Here is a 14,532-nt window from a genome sequence, read left to right as displayed (position 1 = left end):
AATTTGCCGATCTTTCAGAGATAAGCCCTGAGTGGGTAATTTCAAGCCTGCGCAGGTGGAGACGACCCCGCAGTCCACGCCCCCCAGGGGATAGCCGTAAAATCGCGGGTTCCACTTGGCCGGGCCACAGCGCCCTTTGAGAGAGAACATGAACCCCATCCAGATCGGTGTGGTCATGGGTTCCAGCAGCGACTGGGACACCATGCAACACGCAGTTGCCATCCTCCAGCAATTCGGTATCGCCTTTGAAGCACAAGTGGTTTCGGCTCACCGCATGCCGGACGACATGTTCCGCTACGCTGAATCTGCAGCCGATCGCGGCCTCAAAGCCATCATCGCGGGAGCCGGCGGCGCTGCCCACCTGCCCGGCATGATCGCGGCCAAGACCCCCGTTCCCGTGCTCGGCGTGCCTGTCGCCAGCCGCCATCTGCAAGGCGTGGATTCGTTGCACTCCATCGTGCAAATGCCCAAGGGTGTGCCTGTCGCGACGTTTGCCATCGGCAATGCGGGTGCTGCCAACGCAGCCCTGTTTGCCGTGGCCCTGCTGGCCAATGAAGATCCGGATCTGCGCGCCAGGCTCAACGCCTTCCGCACCGAGCAAACCGAAGCGGCCCGCAACATGACCTTGCCGGTGAACGCATGAGCGGCCACGACACACAAGTAATTCTTCCCGGTGCCACGCTGGGTGTGCTCGGCGGAGGTCAATTGGGCCGCATGTTTGCGCACGCGGCGCAAGCCATGGGCTATTTCACCGCTGTGCTGGACAAAGATGTCACCAGTCCTGCCGGTCTGGTCAGCCATCACCACATCCGCACTGGCTACGAAGACCCACAGGGCCTGAGTGAACTGGCCAAACTGTGTGCCGCTGTAACGACCGAGTTTGAGAATGTGCCCGCTGGCGCACTCAACACCCTGGCGCAAAGCCTGCCCGTATCGCCCGCAGGCGCATCGGTGGCCATCGCCCAGGATCGAGCCGCCGAAAAGGCCCACTTTGTGCGCTGCGGCGTGCCCGTTGCCCCCCATGCCGTGATCGAGTCACCCGAGCAACTGGCTGCCGTTTCGGCTGACTTGCTGCCTGGAATTTTGAAAACATCTCGCATGGGCTACGACGGCAAGGGCCAGGTTCGCATCAAAACCCTGGAAGAACTGGCCAGGGCCTGGGACGATCTGGGCCGCGTCCCCTGTGTGCTGGAGAAAATGCTGCCACTGGCGCATGAGTGCTCCGTCATTGTGGCGCGTGGCCGCAATGGCAGCATCGTAAACCTGCCTGTGCAGCGCAATCTGCACCGTGACGGCATCCTGGCTGTGACCGAAGTTTTCGAAGGCAATGTGCCTGCGGCACAAGCTGAGCAAGCTTTGGCTGCCGCCAAGTCGGTCGCAGAGGGGCTGAACTATGTCGGCGTGCTGTGTGTGGAGTTCTTTGTGCTGCAAGATGGCTCGCTTGTGGTCAACGAGATTGCCCCTCGCCCGCACAACAGTGGCCACTACAGCCAGAACGGCTGTGATGTCTCGCAGTTTGAGCTGCAAGTGCGCTGCATGACCAATCTGCCACTGGTGCAGCCCCGCCTGCACAGCCCCAGCATCATGCTGAACCTGCTGGGTGACCTGTGGTTCAAGAACGGAGACACTGCACAGACACCGGCATGGGACCAGCTTTTGGCGCTGCCCGGCTGCCACCTGCACCTGTACGGCAAAGTCGATGCCAAGCGTGCGCGCAAGATGGGCCACCTGAACATCACCGGCAACACGCCTGAGCAGGTGCGTGCCACAGCCCTCAAGGCTGCTGAAATTTTGGGCATTGCGCCCTTTTAAGGAAATCACGTGATACTGGATGGAACGCTAGACGCCTCGGTGCAAGCTGCCGCCGCCGCATTGCAACGCGGTGAGCTGTTGGGCCTGCCCACGGAAACCGTCTACGGTCTGGCCGCCGACAGCGACAACGACGCTGCCGTGGCCCGGATCTTCACGGCCAAGGGGCGCCCGGCCAACCATCCCTTGATCGTGCACGTGGCGGATAGCCAAGCCATCACACGCTATGCCAAGGAAGTGCCGCTTTTTGCGCAGCAGCTGATTGATGCTTTTTGGCCTGGCCCGCTCACCCTCATCCTGCCTCGACTGCCTGAGGCAGCCAAAGCATCTACGGGCGGCCAGAACAGTGTGGGCCTGCGCTGCCCCAGCCATCCTGTGGCGCATGCGGTGCTCAAGGCTTGCCAGCAACTCAATCCCCCCGTGTGGGGTGTATCAGCGCCGAGTGCCAACAAGTTTGGCCGTGTGAGCCCCACCACGGCACAGCACGTAGCAGCCGAGTTTGGCGATGCATTGCTGGTGCTGGACGGCGGTGCGTGCGAAGTGGGAATTGAATCCACCATCGTGGACTGCACGCGCGGTGTGCCCGTGCTGCTGCGCCCTGGCGCCATCACACGCGACGACATTGAGCGTGCTTGCGGCCAGCATCCGCTCTCCAAAGAAGAACTGCAAGCCAACACCCCGCGCGCATCCGGCACGCTGCTGGCCCATTACGCGCCGAATGCCAAAGTGCGGTTGATGGATGCCAGACAAATCCAGTCCGCCCTGGATGTCCTGGGCACCGAAGGCAAGAACATCGCGGTCTACCACCGCAGTCCGCTCAAGAATGCCTCAATGGGCGTTCAGTTGCGTCCTATGCCACAACAAGCGCAGGCTGCGGCTCACGAGTTATTCAGCGTATTACGTGATTTCGACGCCCTCGGCGCTCAACTGATCTGGATTGAAACACCGCCCGACCGTTCGGAATGGGAAGGTGTGCGCGATCGGCTGCAGCGCGCAGCAGCGGCTGGCTAAACCACTTATCCGCTCACAGAAACCGGGCTACGCCGGCTTTTTAGCGAATACGCAGGGCCGATTCGCTGCCAAGCGCTGCGAGCCCTACACACTAACAATGGATTTTCAGCGCACTGCGTCCTGCCCAACCCAGTCCACCAAGGCATCCATCACCGGACGTGCATTGCCCGCATTGGCGTGATTGATCATCGCCACCAGCACATAGCGACGCCCGGAATTGCCATGCACATAGCCGGCCAGGGCATTGGTGTCGCGCAGTGATCCGGTCTTCAAATGCGCATTCGCGCTGGCCTTGCTGCGGCGCAGAGTTCCATCCATGCCTGAAATCGGCATGGAGGCGACAAACTCCGGCATCACCGAAGAGGCCCAGGCTGCCTGCAACATACGGCCCAACGCTTGAGCGGTAATGCGGGCATTGCGGCTCAAGCCCGCACCGTTGTCCACCACAGGCATATCCGCCACAGGCCAGCGAAGCTGCCACCACTGGGACAAAGCAGTACGCCCTGCATCAAAGCTGCCAATGCCCATGCGCTCTTTGCCCATCGTCAACAACACCTGCTGTGTCATCACGTTGTTGCTGAACTTGTTAATGTCGCGCACCACTTCCCCCAACGCAGGAGATTGATTTTCCCAGGCTGGCTGCAAACCATCGGGAACAATGCCATCACGGACACTGCCCGTGATTTGACCTCCCATGCTGCGCCACATGCCCTCCACGGCCTTCAGCGCAAAACTGTTCGGTTCCGGCAAAGCCACCGCCCAGTTCTTATCGCCACAGCTTGCAGGGTAGCGGCCATTGAGCTGTACGCGCTGCGGATCATTCCAATCCGCTTGCAGTTGCGCACGCCAATCCCCGCAGGCCGTCCCCTGGGGCGCCAAAGGCACAGTGGACGGTGCCTGCCAATGCCCCATGGGCAATTCGTAGTGAATGCGAGCCACCCCTGCCACAGGGTCCGGAATAAAGCCCAGCACCTGGGTTTTGTAATTCACCAGCAGTGCATCCGGTCCCGCGTTGTAGGGGCGGAATGGCTCTCCATCAAACGCAGCAGGGTCATGCGCAGCCACATTAAAGGCGGAACGATCAATCACGATGTCACCCACAATCACCTTCACACCCATGCCTTGCAAGCGTCCCAGCAACAGCCACAAACGCTCAGAGACCAGCTTGGGGTCGCCCGAGCCCTTGATATAGACCGTCCCGCGAAACGCACCGTTATCCACCGCACCATCCAGATACAGTGGCGTACGCCACACATAGGTCGGTCCGAGTTGCTCCAGCGCCGCATACGTCGTGACCAGCTTCATGACAGACGCGGGGTTCATCGGAGTACCCGCCTGCCACGTCAGGCGGGGTGCCTTGGCATTTTCTGCTGCAACCACATACACGGACACAGCCTCAGGCGGAATTTGGGCGCGCGCCAACGCAGCTTCAACCGGTGCTGGCAGAGTCTGTGCCATAGCCCCACCAACAGCGCTGCACAGCGCCAGACCAGCCAAACTTCGGCGCACGCTGCGCCACAACAACGGTTTCAACATAGGCACACAGTGTAGAGGTGAGCCACGCGGTTTTGGCAGAGCCCCCGCACGCAACCATGCCACGCACCCGATAATTGGAGGCTTCGGCGCTTTGCGCCCCAGGCCTTACTTTGTAGTGCGCACCATGAATTTGCTTGCTTTTGACACCAGCACCGACACCTTGTTCATCGCCATCCAGCGTGGCGATCAGCTGTGGCAGCACCAAGCGGCAGGTGGTGCCAACTCGTCCGCAACGCTGATCCCAGCCATCCAACAAGGCTTGCAGGCCCTGGAATTGCAACTGTCTGACCTCAAAGCCATTGTGTTTGGGCGCGGCCCCGGCTCTTTCACAGGCTTGCGCACCTCATGCGCCATTGCTCAGGGGCTGGCCTTTGGCGCAGATTTGCCGCTGCTTCCCATCGACACCTTGCAAGCCGTGGCCGAAGAAGCGCGTCACCAGCATGGCGTGACCGACGTGATGGCTGTGCTGGACGCTCGCATGTCCGAGGTCTACCACGCGGGTTACCGCTGGTCCGATGGCATATGGCAGATGACCCAAGAACTGGGTTTGTGCGCACCGGAAACATTGCAGGTATCCGCTGGCACCGCAGTGGTCGGCAACGCCCAGGCTGCCTACCCAGACCGCTTGGCGGCCTCTGCTCAGCATCTGTCTGCGCTGCCCACTGCAACCGCTTTGCTGCGGCTGGCACCTAAATTGATTGCCGAAGGGCATTTGATTGGCGCATCCTACGCACTGCCCTTGTACATCCGCGATAAGGTTGCCAAAACCACCGCCGAACGCGAGGCAGAACGCCAAGCCACCGAACACCAGTCTCTTGCATGATGAACGCAGACCATCAGCCCACCTCTGTCACGCCACCAGACTTGCAGCCCGTGACTGTGGCAGCGGGGCACCAGTTGGTGCCCATGACAGAGACCATGCTCGATGCCATCTTGCCGATTGAAAATGTCGCATTCAGCCACCCTTGGTCACGTGGCAACTTTGCAGATGCATTGCGCAGCGGCTACACCGCACAGGTGCTGATGCAAGACGGCGAGGTGCTGGGTTACTTCATTGCCATGCAGATCCTGGATGAGGTGCACCTGCTCAACATTACGGTCTCCCCCATCCACCAAGGCCACGGGCTGGGACGTGAGCTGCTGCACACTCTGGTGCACTGGAGCCGCCATGCAGCCAAGGCCCAGTGGCTGTGGCTGGAAGTGCGTGAGAGCAACACCCGGGCACGCAAAATGTATGAGCGCTACGGATTTGCCCAAGTTGGGGCACGCAAGAAGTACTATCCGGTACACCATGGCGAAAGAGAGACCGCCATCTTGATGAGCATGTCCCTATGGCCCTGAACCTCGACACCCGCCAACGCGCCATGCTGCAGGAAATGGGCATCACCCTGTGGCTACCCCAATCTGTAGCGCCCGCGCCCATTCCGAACGCCGCAATGATGCCCAGCACCGCTGAAAGTACGGCGGTGATGGATGTGCCTGCGCCAGTGGCTGATACTCCTGCCTCTCCTGCTACGCCTGTTGCCCAGCGGCCTTCTGCGGCAGTGCCTTCTCCAACCGTGGTGCCCGCAAGGCCCGCAGTTGCGACGGCACCCGGTGCAGCATCTGCGCCAGCGGTGGTATGGCAAATGGCTGCCGCCGTACAAGCCTACCCTGGAGCTGCGGGCGGCAGCGCAGACGATGCCTGGCTGGTCCTTTGGGACTGTCCCAACCCGAGCGCCCCCCTGGAAGGTGACAGCGGCAAGTTGCTGAACAACATGCTGCGTGCACTGCGCCTGCACCACAGCGCACATGTGTGGATCGCCGGCATGCAGCGTTCTGGCCACCAGGCACTGCCCCTCGCAGGCCTGCCCGCTGAACCCGTGGTCTGGCAGGACTTACCACAAGCCCTAACCGCCTGCATGCAGCGTGTCCAACCTGCTCGCATTGTGGTGCTGGGCATGCATGCGGCGCGTGCCTTGCTGGACAGCCAGGAAGCCCTGGGACGCTTGCGTGCCCAGGTTCACCAGATTCACGGTATTCCTGCCGTGGTCAGCTATGACCCCGCTTATTTGCTGCGCTCTCCGCATGCCAAACCTGCCGCCTGGGCCGACTTGTGCCGCGCCCACGCTTTGCGCCCACCCTCTGCGCACTGATGCCCCAGGAGCACAAGGGGCTGCCCATGCACACTCCTGATTGCACCGGCATAATCATGGGCTTGTCATATTTTCGAGATATCACCGTGGAAACCTACCCTAGTTGGTAGCTTCCATCCTCTCCCCAGGCCTTGCGTGGCGTGAGAAAGGATTGGAAGCGCACCCAATCATTGCCCGCTAAAGCCACAAAAAAATTTGGGAGAGCCGTATGCTCAATATCTTTACCCTGTCCAATGGCCGCTTGGTTCAGGAAGAAATCGAATCGCTCGACGAGCTCAAGCAGTTCCAGCCCATTTGGGTTGATCTTGAGTCGCCTACGCTGGAAGAAAAACGCTGGATCAAGCAGCACTACGGTCTTTCAATTCCAGAAGACGCGACCGATGAAGACATTGAGGAATCCGCTCGCTTTTACGAAGAAGACAATGGCGAGCTGCACATCCGTAGCGACTTTCTGGTGGTCGATGAAGAAGACCCACGCAGCGTGCGTGTGGCCTTTATCCTGAATCAGCACAACACCGAACTCAACTCTTGTGGCGTGCTGTTTTCCATCCACGAAGAGGACATCCCTGTTTTTCGTCTGCTGCGCATGCGGGCACGCCGCGCCCCGGGCTTGATCGAAGAGGCCAAGGAGGTGTTGGTCAAGCTGTTTGATGCGGATGCAGAATATTCTGCCGACACGCTCGAAGGCATTTACGACGATCTCAAACAGGTCAGCGCTCGCGTACTTGACGGCAATGTGACCGATGACTATGCGCAGGAAGTGCTCGCAGACATTGCTCGCCAGGAAGACCTTAATGGTCTGATCCGCCGCAACATGCTGGACACGCGCCGCGCTGTCAGCTTCATGATGCGCAGCAAAATGCTCAATGCCGAACAATTTGAAGATGCGCGCCAGATTCTGCGCGACATCGAGTCTTTGGACAGCCACACGCAGTTTCTTTTCGACAAGATCAACTTCTTGATGGATGCAACGGTCGGTTTTCTGAACATCAATCAGAACAAGATCATCAAGATCTTCTCCGTGGCCAGCGTAGCGTTGCTGCCCCCCACACTGATTGCCAGCGTGTATGGCATGAACTTCCGCTTCATGCCCGAGCTGGAATGGGAGTACGGCTACCTGTATGTGGTGCTGCTGATGATATTGAGCGCCGTTGGCCCCATGCTGTACTTCCGCAAGCGTGGCTGGCTCAAATAGAGACAAAGGCTGGCAGACCGGCAGCTGCTAAAGCGCCATCCAGCCCAATCCCTCAGTCGTGCCTTTGCTCGGGCGATATTCCCAGCCTAACCGGCCCTTGTATTCCGGAACATCCATGGCATCAAACAGATAGCGGTAACTGAGCTCGCCGATATTGGGGCCATGCCGCTGGGCACGGCTGCAATCTGGATGTGCACACAGTCCTTGTTGATAGCTACTGGCGCAGCTTGGTGCTCACATCACCTTCGGTGATCTGGCAGAGGTACAGATCCATTTGCACCTTCAAATTGGGCGCTGCCGCCATTTGCACCACGTTGTGCACAGATCCTGAGTCTTCAGGTAGTAACCCGGCATGCCGCACCGCTTGATGGGTTCAATCATGAGATTGACTCCCACATCCGCAGCTGCCTGTACCGCGCATGCCCTTGTCTCACGACTGCGCCATTTCTTGCTGTCAGCACTCCCCAGGCAGTGCGTTGAACAGCACTTGCTGCAAGCCATTTTCTTCCAGTTCCTTTGCCAAAGCCAGCGCAGGAGAGGCATAAGGGAGCAGATTATCCACAGCTTGAAAGCCGTTCCGCGCAGCCGCAACAAAGCGGTCCAGAAATGGCAATTCAGCGTACATCAAAGAGAAGTTGGCGGCAAAGCATGGCATGAAGGCAGTATGAGAACTTCACTGCCTCTGACTGTCACGCCCGCGCGGGCCTTAACCGCGCTCGAGACAAAAAACCGACGTACTTGCACGCAGATTGGGCAAAGTCCGGATGATCTTTCCTTCCTTCAAGCCAAACGCATCCACCACATTGAGGCGATTTTTGTTGGCCAGAACCTCGAAGTCCTTGAACGTCCCCACACGGATATTGGGAGTGTCGTACCACTGATACGGAAGATGACGCGTCACCGGCATGCGACCTCGCAGCACTGAAAAACGATTGGGCCAGTGCGCAAAATTGGGGAAGCTCACCACACTCATACGGCCTACGCGCGCAGTTTCACGCAGCATGACCTCGGCATTGCGCAAGTGCTGCAGCGTGTTGATCTGCAGCACCATATCAAAGCTGTTGTCCTCGAAAATGGCCAAGCCTTCATCCAGATTCAGCTGCAACACATTGATGCCCCGCTTCACACATGCCAGTACATTGGCATCATCAATTTCCACGCCGTAGCCGCTGCACCCGCGCTCGCGCTGCAGAAACTCCAGCATGCTGCCGTCACCACAGCCCAAATCCAGCACGCGGGCACCTTGGGGCACCAATTGGGCCAATGCTTGCATCGTAGGGGTGGCGCTCATGCTGCGGTCTCCTTGGCAATACCTTCAAAGTAAGCGCGCATGGCGCTCAGATAGCGGGGGTCATCCAGCAAAAACGCATCGTGCCCATGGGGGGCGTCGATCTCGGCATAGCTCACATCTCTGCCGTTTTGCAGCAGGGCCTGCACGATTTCGCGGCTGCGGCTGGGCGCAAAACGCCAGTCAGTCGTAAAACTCACCAGAAAAAATTTGGCCTGGCTCTGGGCCAGCGCCGCTTTCAAGCTGCCACCGTATTTTTTGGCAGGATCGAAATAGTCCAGCGCACGGGTGATCAGCAAATAGGTATTGGCATCGAAATAGCCACTGAATTTGTCACCCTGATAGCGCAGATAGCTTTCGATCTGAAACTCGATATCCTGCGTGGTGAACTTGATGTTCGGCCCTTCGCGCAGCTCCCGGCCAAACTTCTGGTTCATGACGTCGTCACTCAAGTACGTGATGTGACCAATCATGCGTGCAATGCGCAGACCACGCTTGGGAACCACGCCATGGGCATAGAAGTCCCCACCATAAAAATCCGGGTCGGTCACGATGGCGCGTCGTGCCACTTCATTAAACGCGATGTTCTCCGCGTTCAGATTCGGGGCGCTGGCGACCACCACGGCATGTCGCATGCGCTCGGGATACTGCAGCGTCCAGCTCAGCGCCTGCATGCCACCCAGACTGCCTCCCAACACCGCAGCCAGTTGCTGGATGCCCAACTGATCCAACAATCGCGCCTGGGCATTGACCCAGTCCTCCACCGTCAGCACCGGGAAACTGGAGCCGTACACCTCGCCTGTATCGGGATTGGTGTGCATGGGGCCGGTTGAGCCAAAGCACGATCCCAGGTTATTCACGCCAATGACAAAAAACTTGTTCGTATCCACCGATTTACCGGGGCCGATCATGTTGTCCCACCAGCCTTCGCTTTTCGCTTGGCCTTCATACACCCCTGCCACGTGGTGGGAGGCGTTCAGCGCATGGCAAACGAGGATGGCGTTGGACCTGTCAGCGTTGAGCTGTCCATAAGTTTCAAAAGCGAGTGTGTAGTCACGAATGCTTTTGCCACTTTGCAGCGGCAAGGCATCCGTGAAGTGCATGGATTGTGGTGTGGCGATGAAGGACATAAAAAAACCCGGCATCGCTAAAAACGAGGCCGGGTTTGGATATGCGGTTTCGTCTTTAGCAGAATTTGTAAAGCGCCCGCAAGCAGAAGCAAATCAGCGCATGCGTTTCATTATGCCAAACCTGGAACCTGTTTGGAAAACAGTGCCACTATTCCGAGCACCAGGAAGATGCAGGCAGAAATGATGTGCACGATCCGAATCGGCACCTTTTTGACCAGCTTGTCACCCAGCCACACCACAGGCGCATTCGCCAGCATCATGCCCAGCGTAGTGCCCACGACCACCCACAGATAGGCGCTGAACTGTGCAGCCAGCATGACCGTGGCAATCTGGGTTTTGTCCCCCATCTCAGCCAGGAAGAAAGCGACCACGGTGGTGCCAAACACGCCCCATCGCGAGTGACCTTCCAGGCCATCGTCATCGACCTTGTCCGGTATCAACATCCAGATCGCCATGGCAATGAACGACAAGCCCAGGATCCAGCGCAAGGCATCTGGGCCTACGACGGTCTGCACCCAAGCACCAACCGCGCCCGCCAAACCATGGTTGATAATTGTCGCCGCGAAAATACCGAGAACAATAGGCCAGGGCTTGCGAAAACGGGCCGCCAAAATGAGAGCGAGCAACTGCGTCTTGTCGCCCATTTCTGCCAGAGCAACAATGCCCGTAGAGACTAGGAAGGCTTCCATGTGAGAGAGAAGTTGTTATGTTTAGGCTGGCACGCGCGCGCATTGACCACCACCGCGCCAGCCATGGGAGCGGTTGCAGTCAATGGTCTTGCCCAGCTCTGTCAAGCCGCATGCACCATAGCGCTGTACACGCCAAGTCTGTTGATACATGCTTTTGGCGCATTGCACGCCAAACGGACTACTCCCCAAGGACGCCGCTATTGTAGCGATTTGCCATGGCTATTGCTTTGACAAAGCTCGGGTAAGCCCGAGTAGGCTGTTGTATAGGAGCACAAATTTGACAGAAACCCCATTGTCTGCATGAGCGCTTGCCTCATAATGATCTCGCTCACGATTGCGATAGCACATGAGCAAGTGCGTTTGCGTCTCTAAGGTAGGTCACGTCAAGTTGGCTTTCGGTTAGGGCTCCATCGCGTTTCAAGTCTTTTTCTAGGAGTCCACCATGGGCAACAAACTGTACGTAGGCAACCTGCCATACGCTTTCCGCGACAACGACCTCGAGCAGGCGTTCTCCGAATTCGGCGCTGTGCAAAGCGCAAAAGTCATGATGGAGCGCGACACTGGTCGCTCCAAGGGCTTCGGCTTTGTGGAAATGGGCAGCGATGCCGAAGCACAAGCTGCTATTCAAGGCCTGCATGGCCAAAACTACGGTGGCCGTGACCTGGTCGTCAACGAAGCACGTCCCATGGAACCCCGCCCTCCCCGTAGCGGTGGCTTCGGTGGTGGCCGTGGCAACGGCGGTGGCTTCGGCGGTGGCGGCTTCGGCGGTGGCCGTAACAGCTACTAAGCTCTTTGCCTAGCGTTAATACTTAGCGCTTAGCCTCAAAAAAGGAACCTTCGGGTTCCTTTTTTATTTTCATTGCATTTTTTCTATCACCAAAAGGTTGTCATTTCCCATGAACTGCTTCAATAATATTTCTCCAGGTTAATCAATAACCATCATCAAAGATTTTCAATGTGTCGGTGCTTTTTTCAACCGCGCCCCATTGTTTTGTTGGCTGAGGAGTTGTCATGGGAAGTAAGTTGTACGTTGGTAATTTGCCTTATGGTGTGCGCGATCATGATTTGCAACAGGCATTTACGCAGTTTGGAACCGTAGTCAGCGCCAAAGTCATGATGGAGCGGGATACCGGGCGCTCCAAAGGCTTTGGCTTTGTGGAAATGGCGGCCGATAGCGAGGCCAGCGCAGCCATACAAGGCATGAATGGTCAGCCGCTGGGAGGAAGAAGCCTTGTGGTGAATGAAGCACGTCCTATGGAACCTCGCCCGCCACGCTCTGGCGGCTACGGTGGCAACTTCTCACAGCCCCACAACAATGGCTATGCAGGGCGTAACGAAGGCGGGTTTCGTAGCCCTTATGGAACCGGTCCGCGCAATCGCAACAATCCGGGCTTTGAGGCTGGTAATAACTCAGGCAACCGCTCTCGCAACGATTATTAATGGTGGAGCAAACAATAAAAAAGGCCCTCTCGGGCCTTTTTTATTAGTGATATCAGATTATTCCTACGTAAAACATGGAATTACTCCCACCTCATTTGTGCGCAGGATAAATAACTCCCTTAACACGCCCATTGAGTTGCACGATCTGTGACAGGTTGTCATATTTCATGCTATCCCCTTTAAACTGATTATTACCACGCGTTAAAACCACAGGCAGGTGGGATTCCATTCGCTCTTCATTGGTCCATGCATGCAAAAAATCACCGTTATAGCGCGATGTCTGCTGTGGTTTCCCTGGAAACTCGCGAACCACCTCTGCATTACCCACCAGTTGCACCTCCGAAGAATCAGAGTTGCTGATGCCCCTGTGCCCCGATGAAGTGGTAACCATGCCATTCGGTGCAATGCTACGTGTGCGCACTGCATCCACTTCCATGGTGTCTGTTTGGGGCATGTGACGTGCTTCTTCGCCGGTCATGACGCTTTGCAAGCGACCGGTGCGATCAAACTGATGCACCGCGAAGTTTTCCATCACATAGTCAGGCTCTTCGGATACCACTTTTTCCACATGGCTTTGCAGCGGTTTGGGTGCATTGCGTACCAGCCACCACGTCCCCATGGCCAACATTGCCATGAGTAACACCGGCAGATAGATGGACGCCTGCTCCCAGGCCCTCTGCAAAGATTTTTTCATTGTTGATAAGTCTCCAACATGCCCCGATAACGCCCGCTGGCCACCAAAAGCAAATCACATAACTGACGCACGGCGCCTTGTCCACCCGCCACCGTGGTCACGAAGTCTGCAATTGCGAGGTTTTCTGGATGGGCATTAATGGGGGCACACGCCAATGCACACCGCCGCATGACAGGAAGGTCCGGCCAGTCATCGCCCATCATGGCAGCCTGATTCCAATTCAGTCCCAGGCTGTTGAGAATCCGCTGCGCAGCAGGTACTTTGTCCTCCGTGCCATACACCACATGCTGAACGCCCAGTTGCGCCAAGCGCAGCCGAAGTGGTGCTGAATCACGCCCTGTCACTACAGCTGGCGCAATATCTGCTTTTTGCAACAGTTTGATGCCATGTCCATCCAGCGTGTTGAAGCGCTTGATGGTTTCGCCTTGCTCGGTGAAATGCAGGCCACCATCTGTCAGTACTCCGTCCACATCAAAAAAAACAACACGAATGCTTTGGGCCTTCAGCAGCAGCTCGGGTTCATAGTACATTGCAGGTGAGGTATACGGCTTGGGCATCAAATCACCTTGGCAACCATCAAGTCTCGGATGTGCACCATGCCGACCAAACGGGACTGCGCATCTACAACCAGTACAGAAGTGATTCCGTGCTGCTCCATCAACTGCGCAGCAGCCACTGCCAAAGCATCTTCAGATATGGTGCGCGGATTTTTGTGCATCAAGTCTGCCGCCTTTGCGTGGCGCAAATCCGTTCCGTCTTCAATACGGCGGCGCAAATCACCATCGGTAAAAATGCCAACCACATGGTTTTGCGCATCCACCACAGCACTGGCCCCCATGTTTTTGGCACTGATCTCTCGCATCAAGCGGTCAAAGCCGTCCTCAGCAAATACACGCGGCACATCATCTCCGGCGCGCATTACATCGCGCACGTGTGTTAGCAGCTTACGGCCTAGCGAACCACCGGGGTGCGACAAGGCAAAGTCCTCGGCTTTGAAGCCGCGCGCATCCAAGAGTGCGGTTGCCAATGCATCGCCCAATGCCAGTTGCACAGTGGTACTGGCCGTAGGTGCCAAGTTCAAAGGACAGGCTTCACGCTCGACACTGGTATCGAGTACCCAGTCCGAATGCTTGGCCAAACTGGACTTCAAACCGCCAGTCATACCTGCGATGCGCACGCCCTGACGCTTGAGTGCAGGCAGCAAGGAAGTCAGCTCATTGCTCTCGCCGCTGTTGGAGATTGCCAGTACCAAGTCATTGCTTGTCACCATTCCCAAATCACCATGACTGGCCTCTCCGGGGTGCACAAAAAAGGCAGGCGTTCCTGTCGATGCCAGCGTTGCTGCAATCTTGCGGCCAATGTGGCCACTTTTGCCCATGCCCATCACCACGATTCGACCAGGCGTGACCAGCATGGCTTGCGCCACTTGGACAAAGCGGTCGTCCAATCGCTGCGCCAAAGCTTGCAGGGATTGAATTTCAATAGCCAAGGTTTCGCGGGCCATGGCCAGCGCCTGCGAAGCATTCAAGACAGGTGCAGTGTGCGTGGGGATATTCATGTATCAATTTTATCGACGCATGCAAGACCTCTGCAGGCAGCGCGGAC

The 14,532-nt window shown here is 57.5% G+C and carries 17 protein-coding genes and 1 riboswitch; of the genes, 9 read left to right on the top strand and 8 right to left on the bottom strand.

All coding sequences use genetic code 11. The annotated features are described in order from the left end of the window. Positions 1–148 precede the first annotated feature (148 nt). Genes purE through QEP11_RS08895 form a run of 3 tightly spaced genes read left to right on the top strand, consistent with a single transcriptional unit; the run spans position 149 to position 2,820 of the window. Entirely contained in the window at positions 149–643 is a 495-nt protein-coding gene (gene purE / locus QEP11_RS08905) for a 5-(carboxyamino)imidazole ribonucleotide mutase (protein ID WP_284336278.1), read from the top strand. Next, positions 640–1,812 carry a 5-(carboxyamino)imidazole ribonucleotide synthase gene (locus QEP11_RS08900; RefSeq protein ID WP_284336277.1) on the top strand — a complete coding sequence of 391 codons (1,173 nt, stop codon included), beginning with the start codon at positions 640–642 and terminating at the stop codon, positions 1,810–1,812. Before purE ends, QEP11_RS08900 begins: the two co-directional genes overlap by 4 nt. Positions 1,813–1,821: 9 nt before the next feature. After that, positions 1,822–2,820: an L-threonylcarbamoyladenylate synthase gene (locus tag QEP11_RS08895; protein WP_284336276.1), complete on the top strand. Its 999-nt coding sequence runs from the start codon at positions 1,822–1,824 to the stop codon at positions 2,818–2,820. Positions 2,821–2,925: 105 nt separating this feature from the next. On the opposite strand, the gene dacB is transcribed toward QEP11_RS08895, so the two are convergent. Next, on the bottom strand, positions 2,926–4,356 hold the full coding sequence (gene dacB, locus QEP11_RS08890; protein WP_413788701.1) for a D-alanyl-D-alanine carboxypeptidase/D-alanyl-D-alanine endopeptidase: 1,431 nt from the start codon (positions 4,354–4,356) through the stop codon (positions 2,926–2,928). 124 nt (positions 4,357–4,480) lie between these two features. Here dacB and tsaB point away from each other — a divergent pair, with 124 nt between their 5' ends. The 4 genes from tsaB (at position 4,481) to corA (ending at position 7,686) form a co-directional block, all read left to right on the top strand. Beyond that, the gene (gene tsaB / locus QEP11_RS08885) at positions 4,481–5,179 is read left to right on the top strand and encodes a tRNA (adenosine(37)-N6)-threonylcarbamoyltransferase complex dimerization subunit type 1 TsaB (protein WP_284336275.1); all 699 of its coding nucleotides are present in this window, start codon (positions 4,481–4,483) and stop codon (positions 5,177–5,179) included. After that, positions 5,179–5,697 (top strand): ribosomal protein S18-alanine N-acetyltransferase, encoded by a 519-nt coding sequence (gene rimI / locus QEP11_RS08880; RefSeq protein WP_413788710.1) that lies wholly within the window; start codon positions 5,179–5,181, stop codon positions 5,695–5,697. The genes tsaB and rimI overlap by 1 nt, the downstream gene beginning before the upstream one ends. After that, positions 5,688–6,491 (top strand): uracil-DNA glycosylase family protein, encoded by an 804-nt coding sequence (locus QEP11_RS08875; protein ID WP_284336274.1) that lies wholly within the window; start codon positions 5,688–5,690, stop codon positions 6,489–6,491. The genes rimI and QEP11_RS08875 overlap by 10 nt, the downstream gene beginning before the upstream one ends. A 208-nt stretch (positions 6,492–6,699) precedes the next feature. Continuing rightward, positions 6,700–7,686 carry a magnesium/cobalt transporter CorA gene (corA, locus tag QEP11_RS08870; protein ID WP_284336273.1) on the top strand — a complete coding sequence of 329 codons (987 nt, stop codon included), beginning with the start codon at positions 6,700–6,702 and terminating at the stop codon, positions 7,684–7,686. Between the two features lie 454 nt (positions 7,687–8,140). Here the strand turns inward: corA and QEP11_RS19060 are convergent, their stop codons facing one another. The 4 genes from QEP11_RS19060 to QEP11_RS08850 form a co-directional block, all read right to left on the bottom strand. After that, on the bottom strand, positions 8,141–8,341 hold the full coding sequence (locus QEP11_RS19060) for a hypothetical protein (RefSeq protein WP_461782047.1): 201 nt from the start codon (positions 8,339–8,341) through the stop codon (positions 8,141–8,143). Positions 8,342–8,392: 51 nt separating this feature from the next. Beyond that, positions 8,393–8,977 (bottom strand): methionine biosynthesis protein MetW, encoded by a 585-nt coding sequence (metW, locus tag QEP11_RS08860; RefSeq protein WP_284336272.1) that lies wholly within the window; start codon positions 8,975–8,977, stop codon positions 8,393–8,395. Continuing rightward, positions 8,974–10,104, bottom strand: coding sequence for a homoserine O-succinyltransferase MetX (gene metX / locus QEP11_RS08855; RefSeq protein ID WP_284336271.1), 1,131 nt, complete (start codon positions 10,102–10,104; stop codon positions 8,974–8,976). The genes metW and metX overlap by 4 nt, the downstream gene beginning before the upstream one ends. A gap of 110 nt (positions 10,105–10,214) precedes the next feature. Beyond that, positions 10,215–10,793: a TMEM165/GDT1 family protein gene (locus QEP11_RS08850; protein ID WP_284336270.1), complete on the bottom strand. Its 579-nt coding sequence runs from the start codon at positions 10,791–10,793 to the stop codon at positions 10,215–10,217. Positions 10,794–10,816: 23 nt separating this feature from the next. Continuing rightward, positions 10,817–10,997: riboswitch (yybP-ykoY riboswitch) on the bottom strand. Positions 10,998–11,235: 238 nt separating this feature from the next. Between QEP11_RS08850 and QEP11_RS08840 the strand changes: the two genes are divergently transcribed. Together QEP11_RS08840 and QEP11_RS08835 are read left to right on the top strand one after the other, a co-directional pair. After that, complete coding sequence (locus tag QEP11_RS08840) at positions 11,236–11,580, top strand: RNA recognition motif domain-containing protein (protein WP_284336268.1); 345 nt, start codon at positions 11,236–11,238, stop codon at positions 11,578–11,580. Positions 11,581–11,804: 224 nt separating this feature from the next. Continuing rightward, on the top strand, positions 11,805–12,233 hold the full coding sequence (locus QEP11_RS08835) for an RNA recognition motif domain-containing protein (RefSeq protein WP_284336267.1): 429 nt from the start codon (positions 11,805–11,807) through the stop codon (positions 12,231–12,233). A gap of 91 nt (positions 12,234–12,324) precedes the next feature. Here the strand turns inward: QEP11_RS08835 and lptC are convergent, their stop codons facing one another. The 3 genes from lptC to QEP11_RS08820 are packed head-to-tail and all read right to left on the bottom strand — an operon-like array spanning position 12,325 to position 14,485. Next, a complete protein-coding gene (gene lptC / locus QEP11_RS08830; protein WP_284336266.1) occupies positions 12,325–12,927 on the bottom strand; it encodes an LPS export ABC transporter periplasmic protein LptC in 603 nt (200 codons plus the stop codon). After that, on the bottom strand, positions 12,924–13,484 hold the full coding sequence (locus tag QEP11_RS08825) for a KdsC family phosphatase (protein ID WP_284336265.1): 561 nt from the start codon (positions 13,482–13,484) through the stop codon (positions 12,924–12,926). The genes lptC and QEP11_RS08825 overlap by 4 nt, the downstream gene beginning before the upstream one ends. Next, entirely contained in the window at positions 13,484–14,485 is a 1,002-nt protein-coding gene (locus QEP11_RS08820) for a KpsF/GutQ family sugar-phosphate isomerase (RefSeq protein WP_284336264.1), read from the bottom strand. The genes QEP11_RS08825 and QEP11_RS08820 overlap by 1 nt, the downstream gene beginning before the upstream one ends. Positions 14,486–14,532: the final 47 nt, after the last annotated feature.

Source organism: Comamonas halotolerans (assembly GCF_030162935.1).
Classification (GTDB): domain Bacteria; phylum Pseudomonadota; class Gammaproteobacteria; order Burkholderiales; family Burkholderiaceae_C; genus Comamonas; species Comamonas halotolerans.
This window is presented reverse-complemented; position numbering and strand designations above follow the sequence as displayed.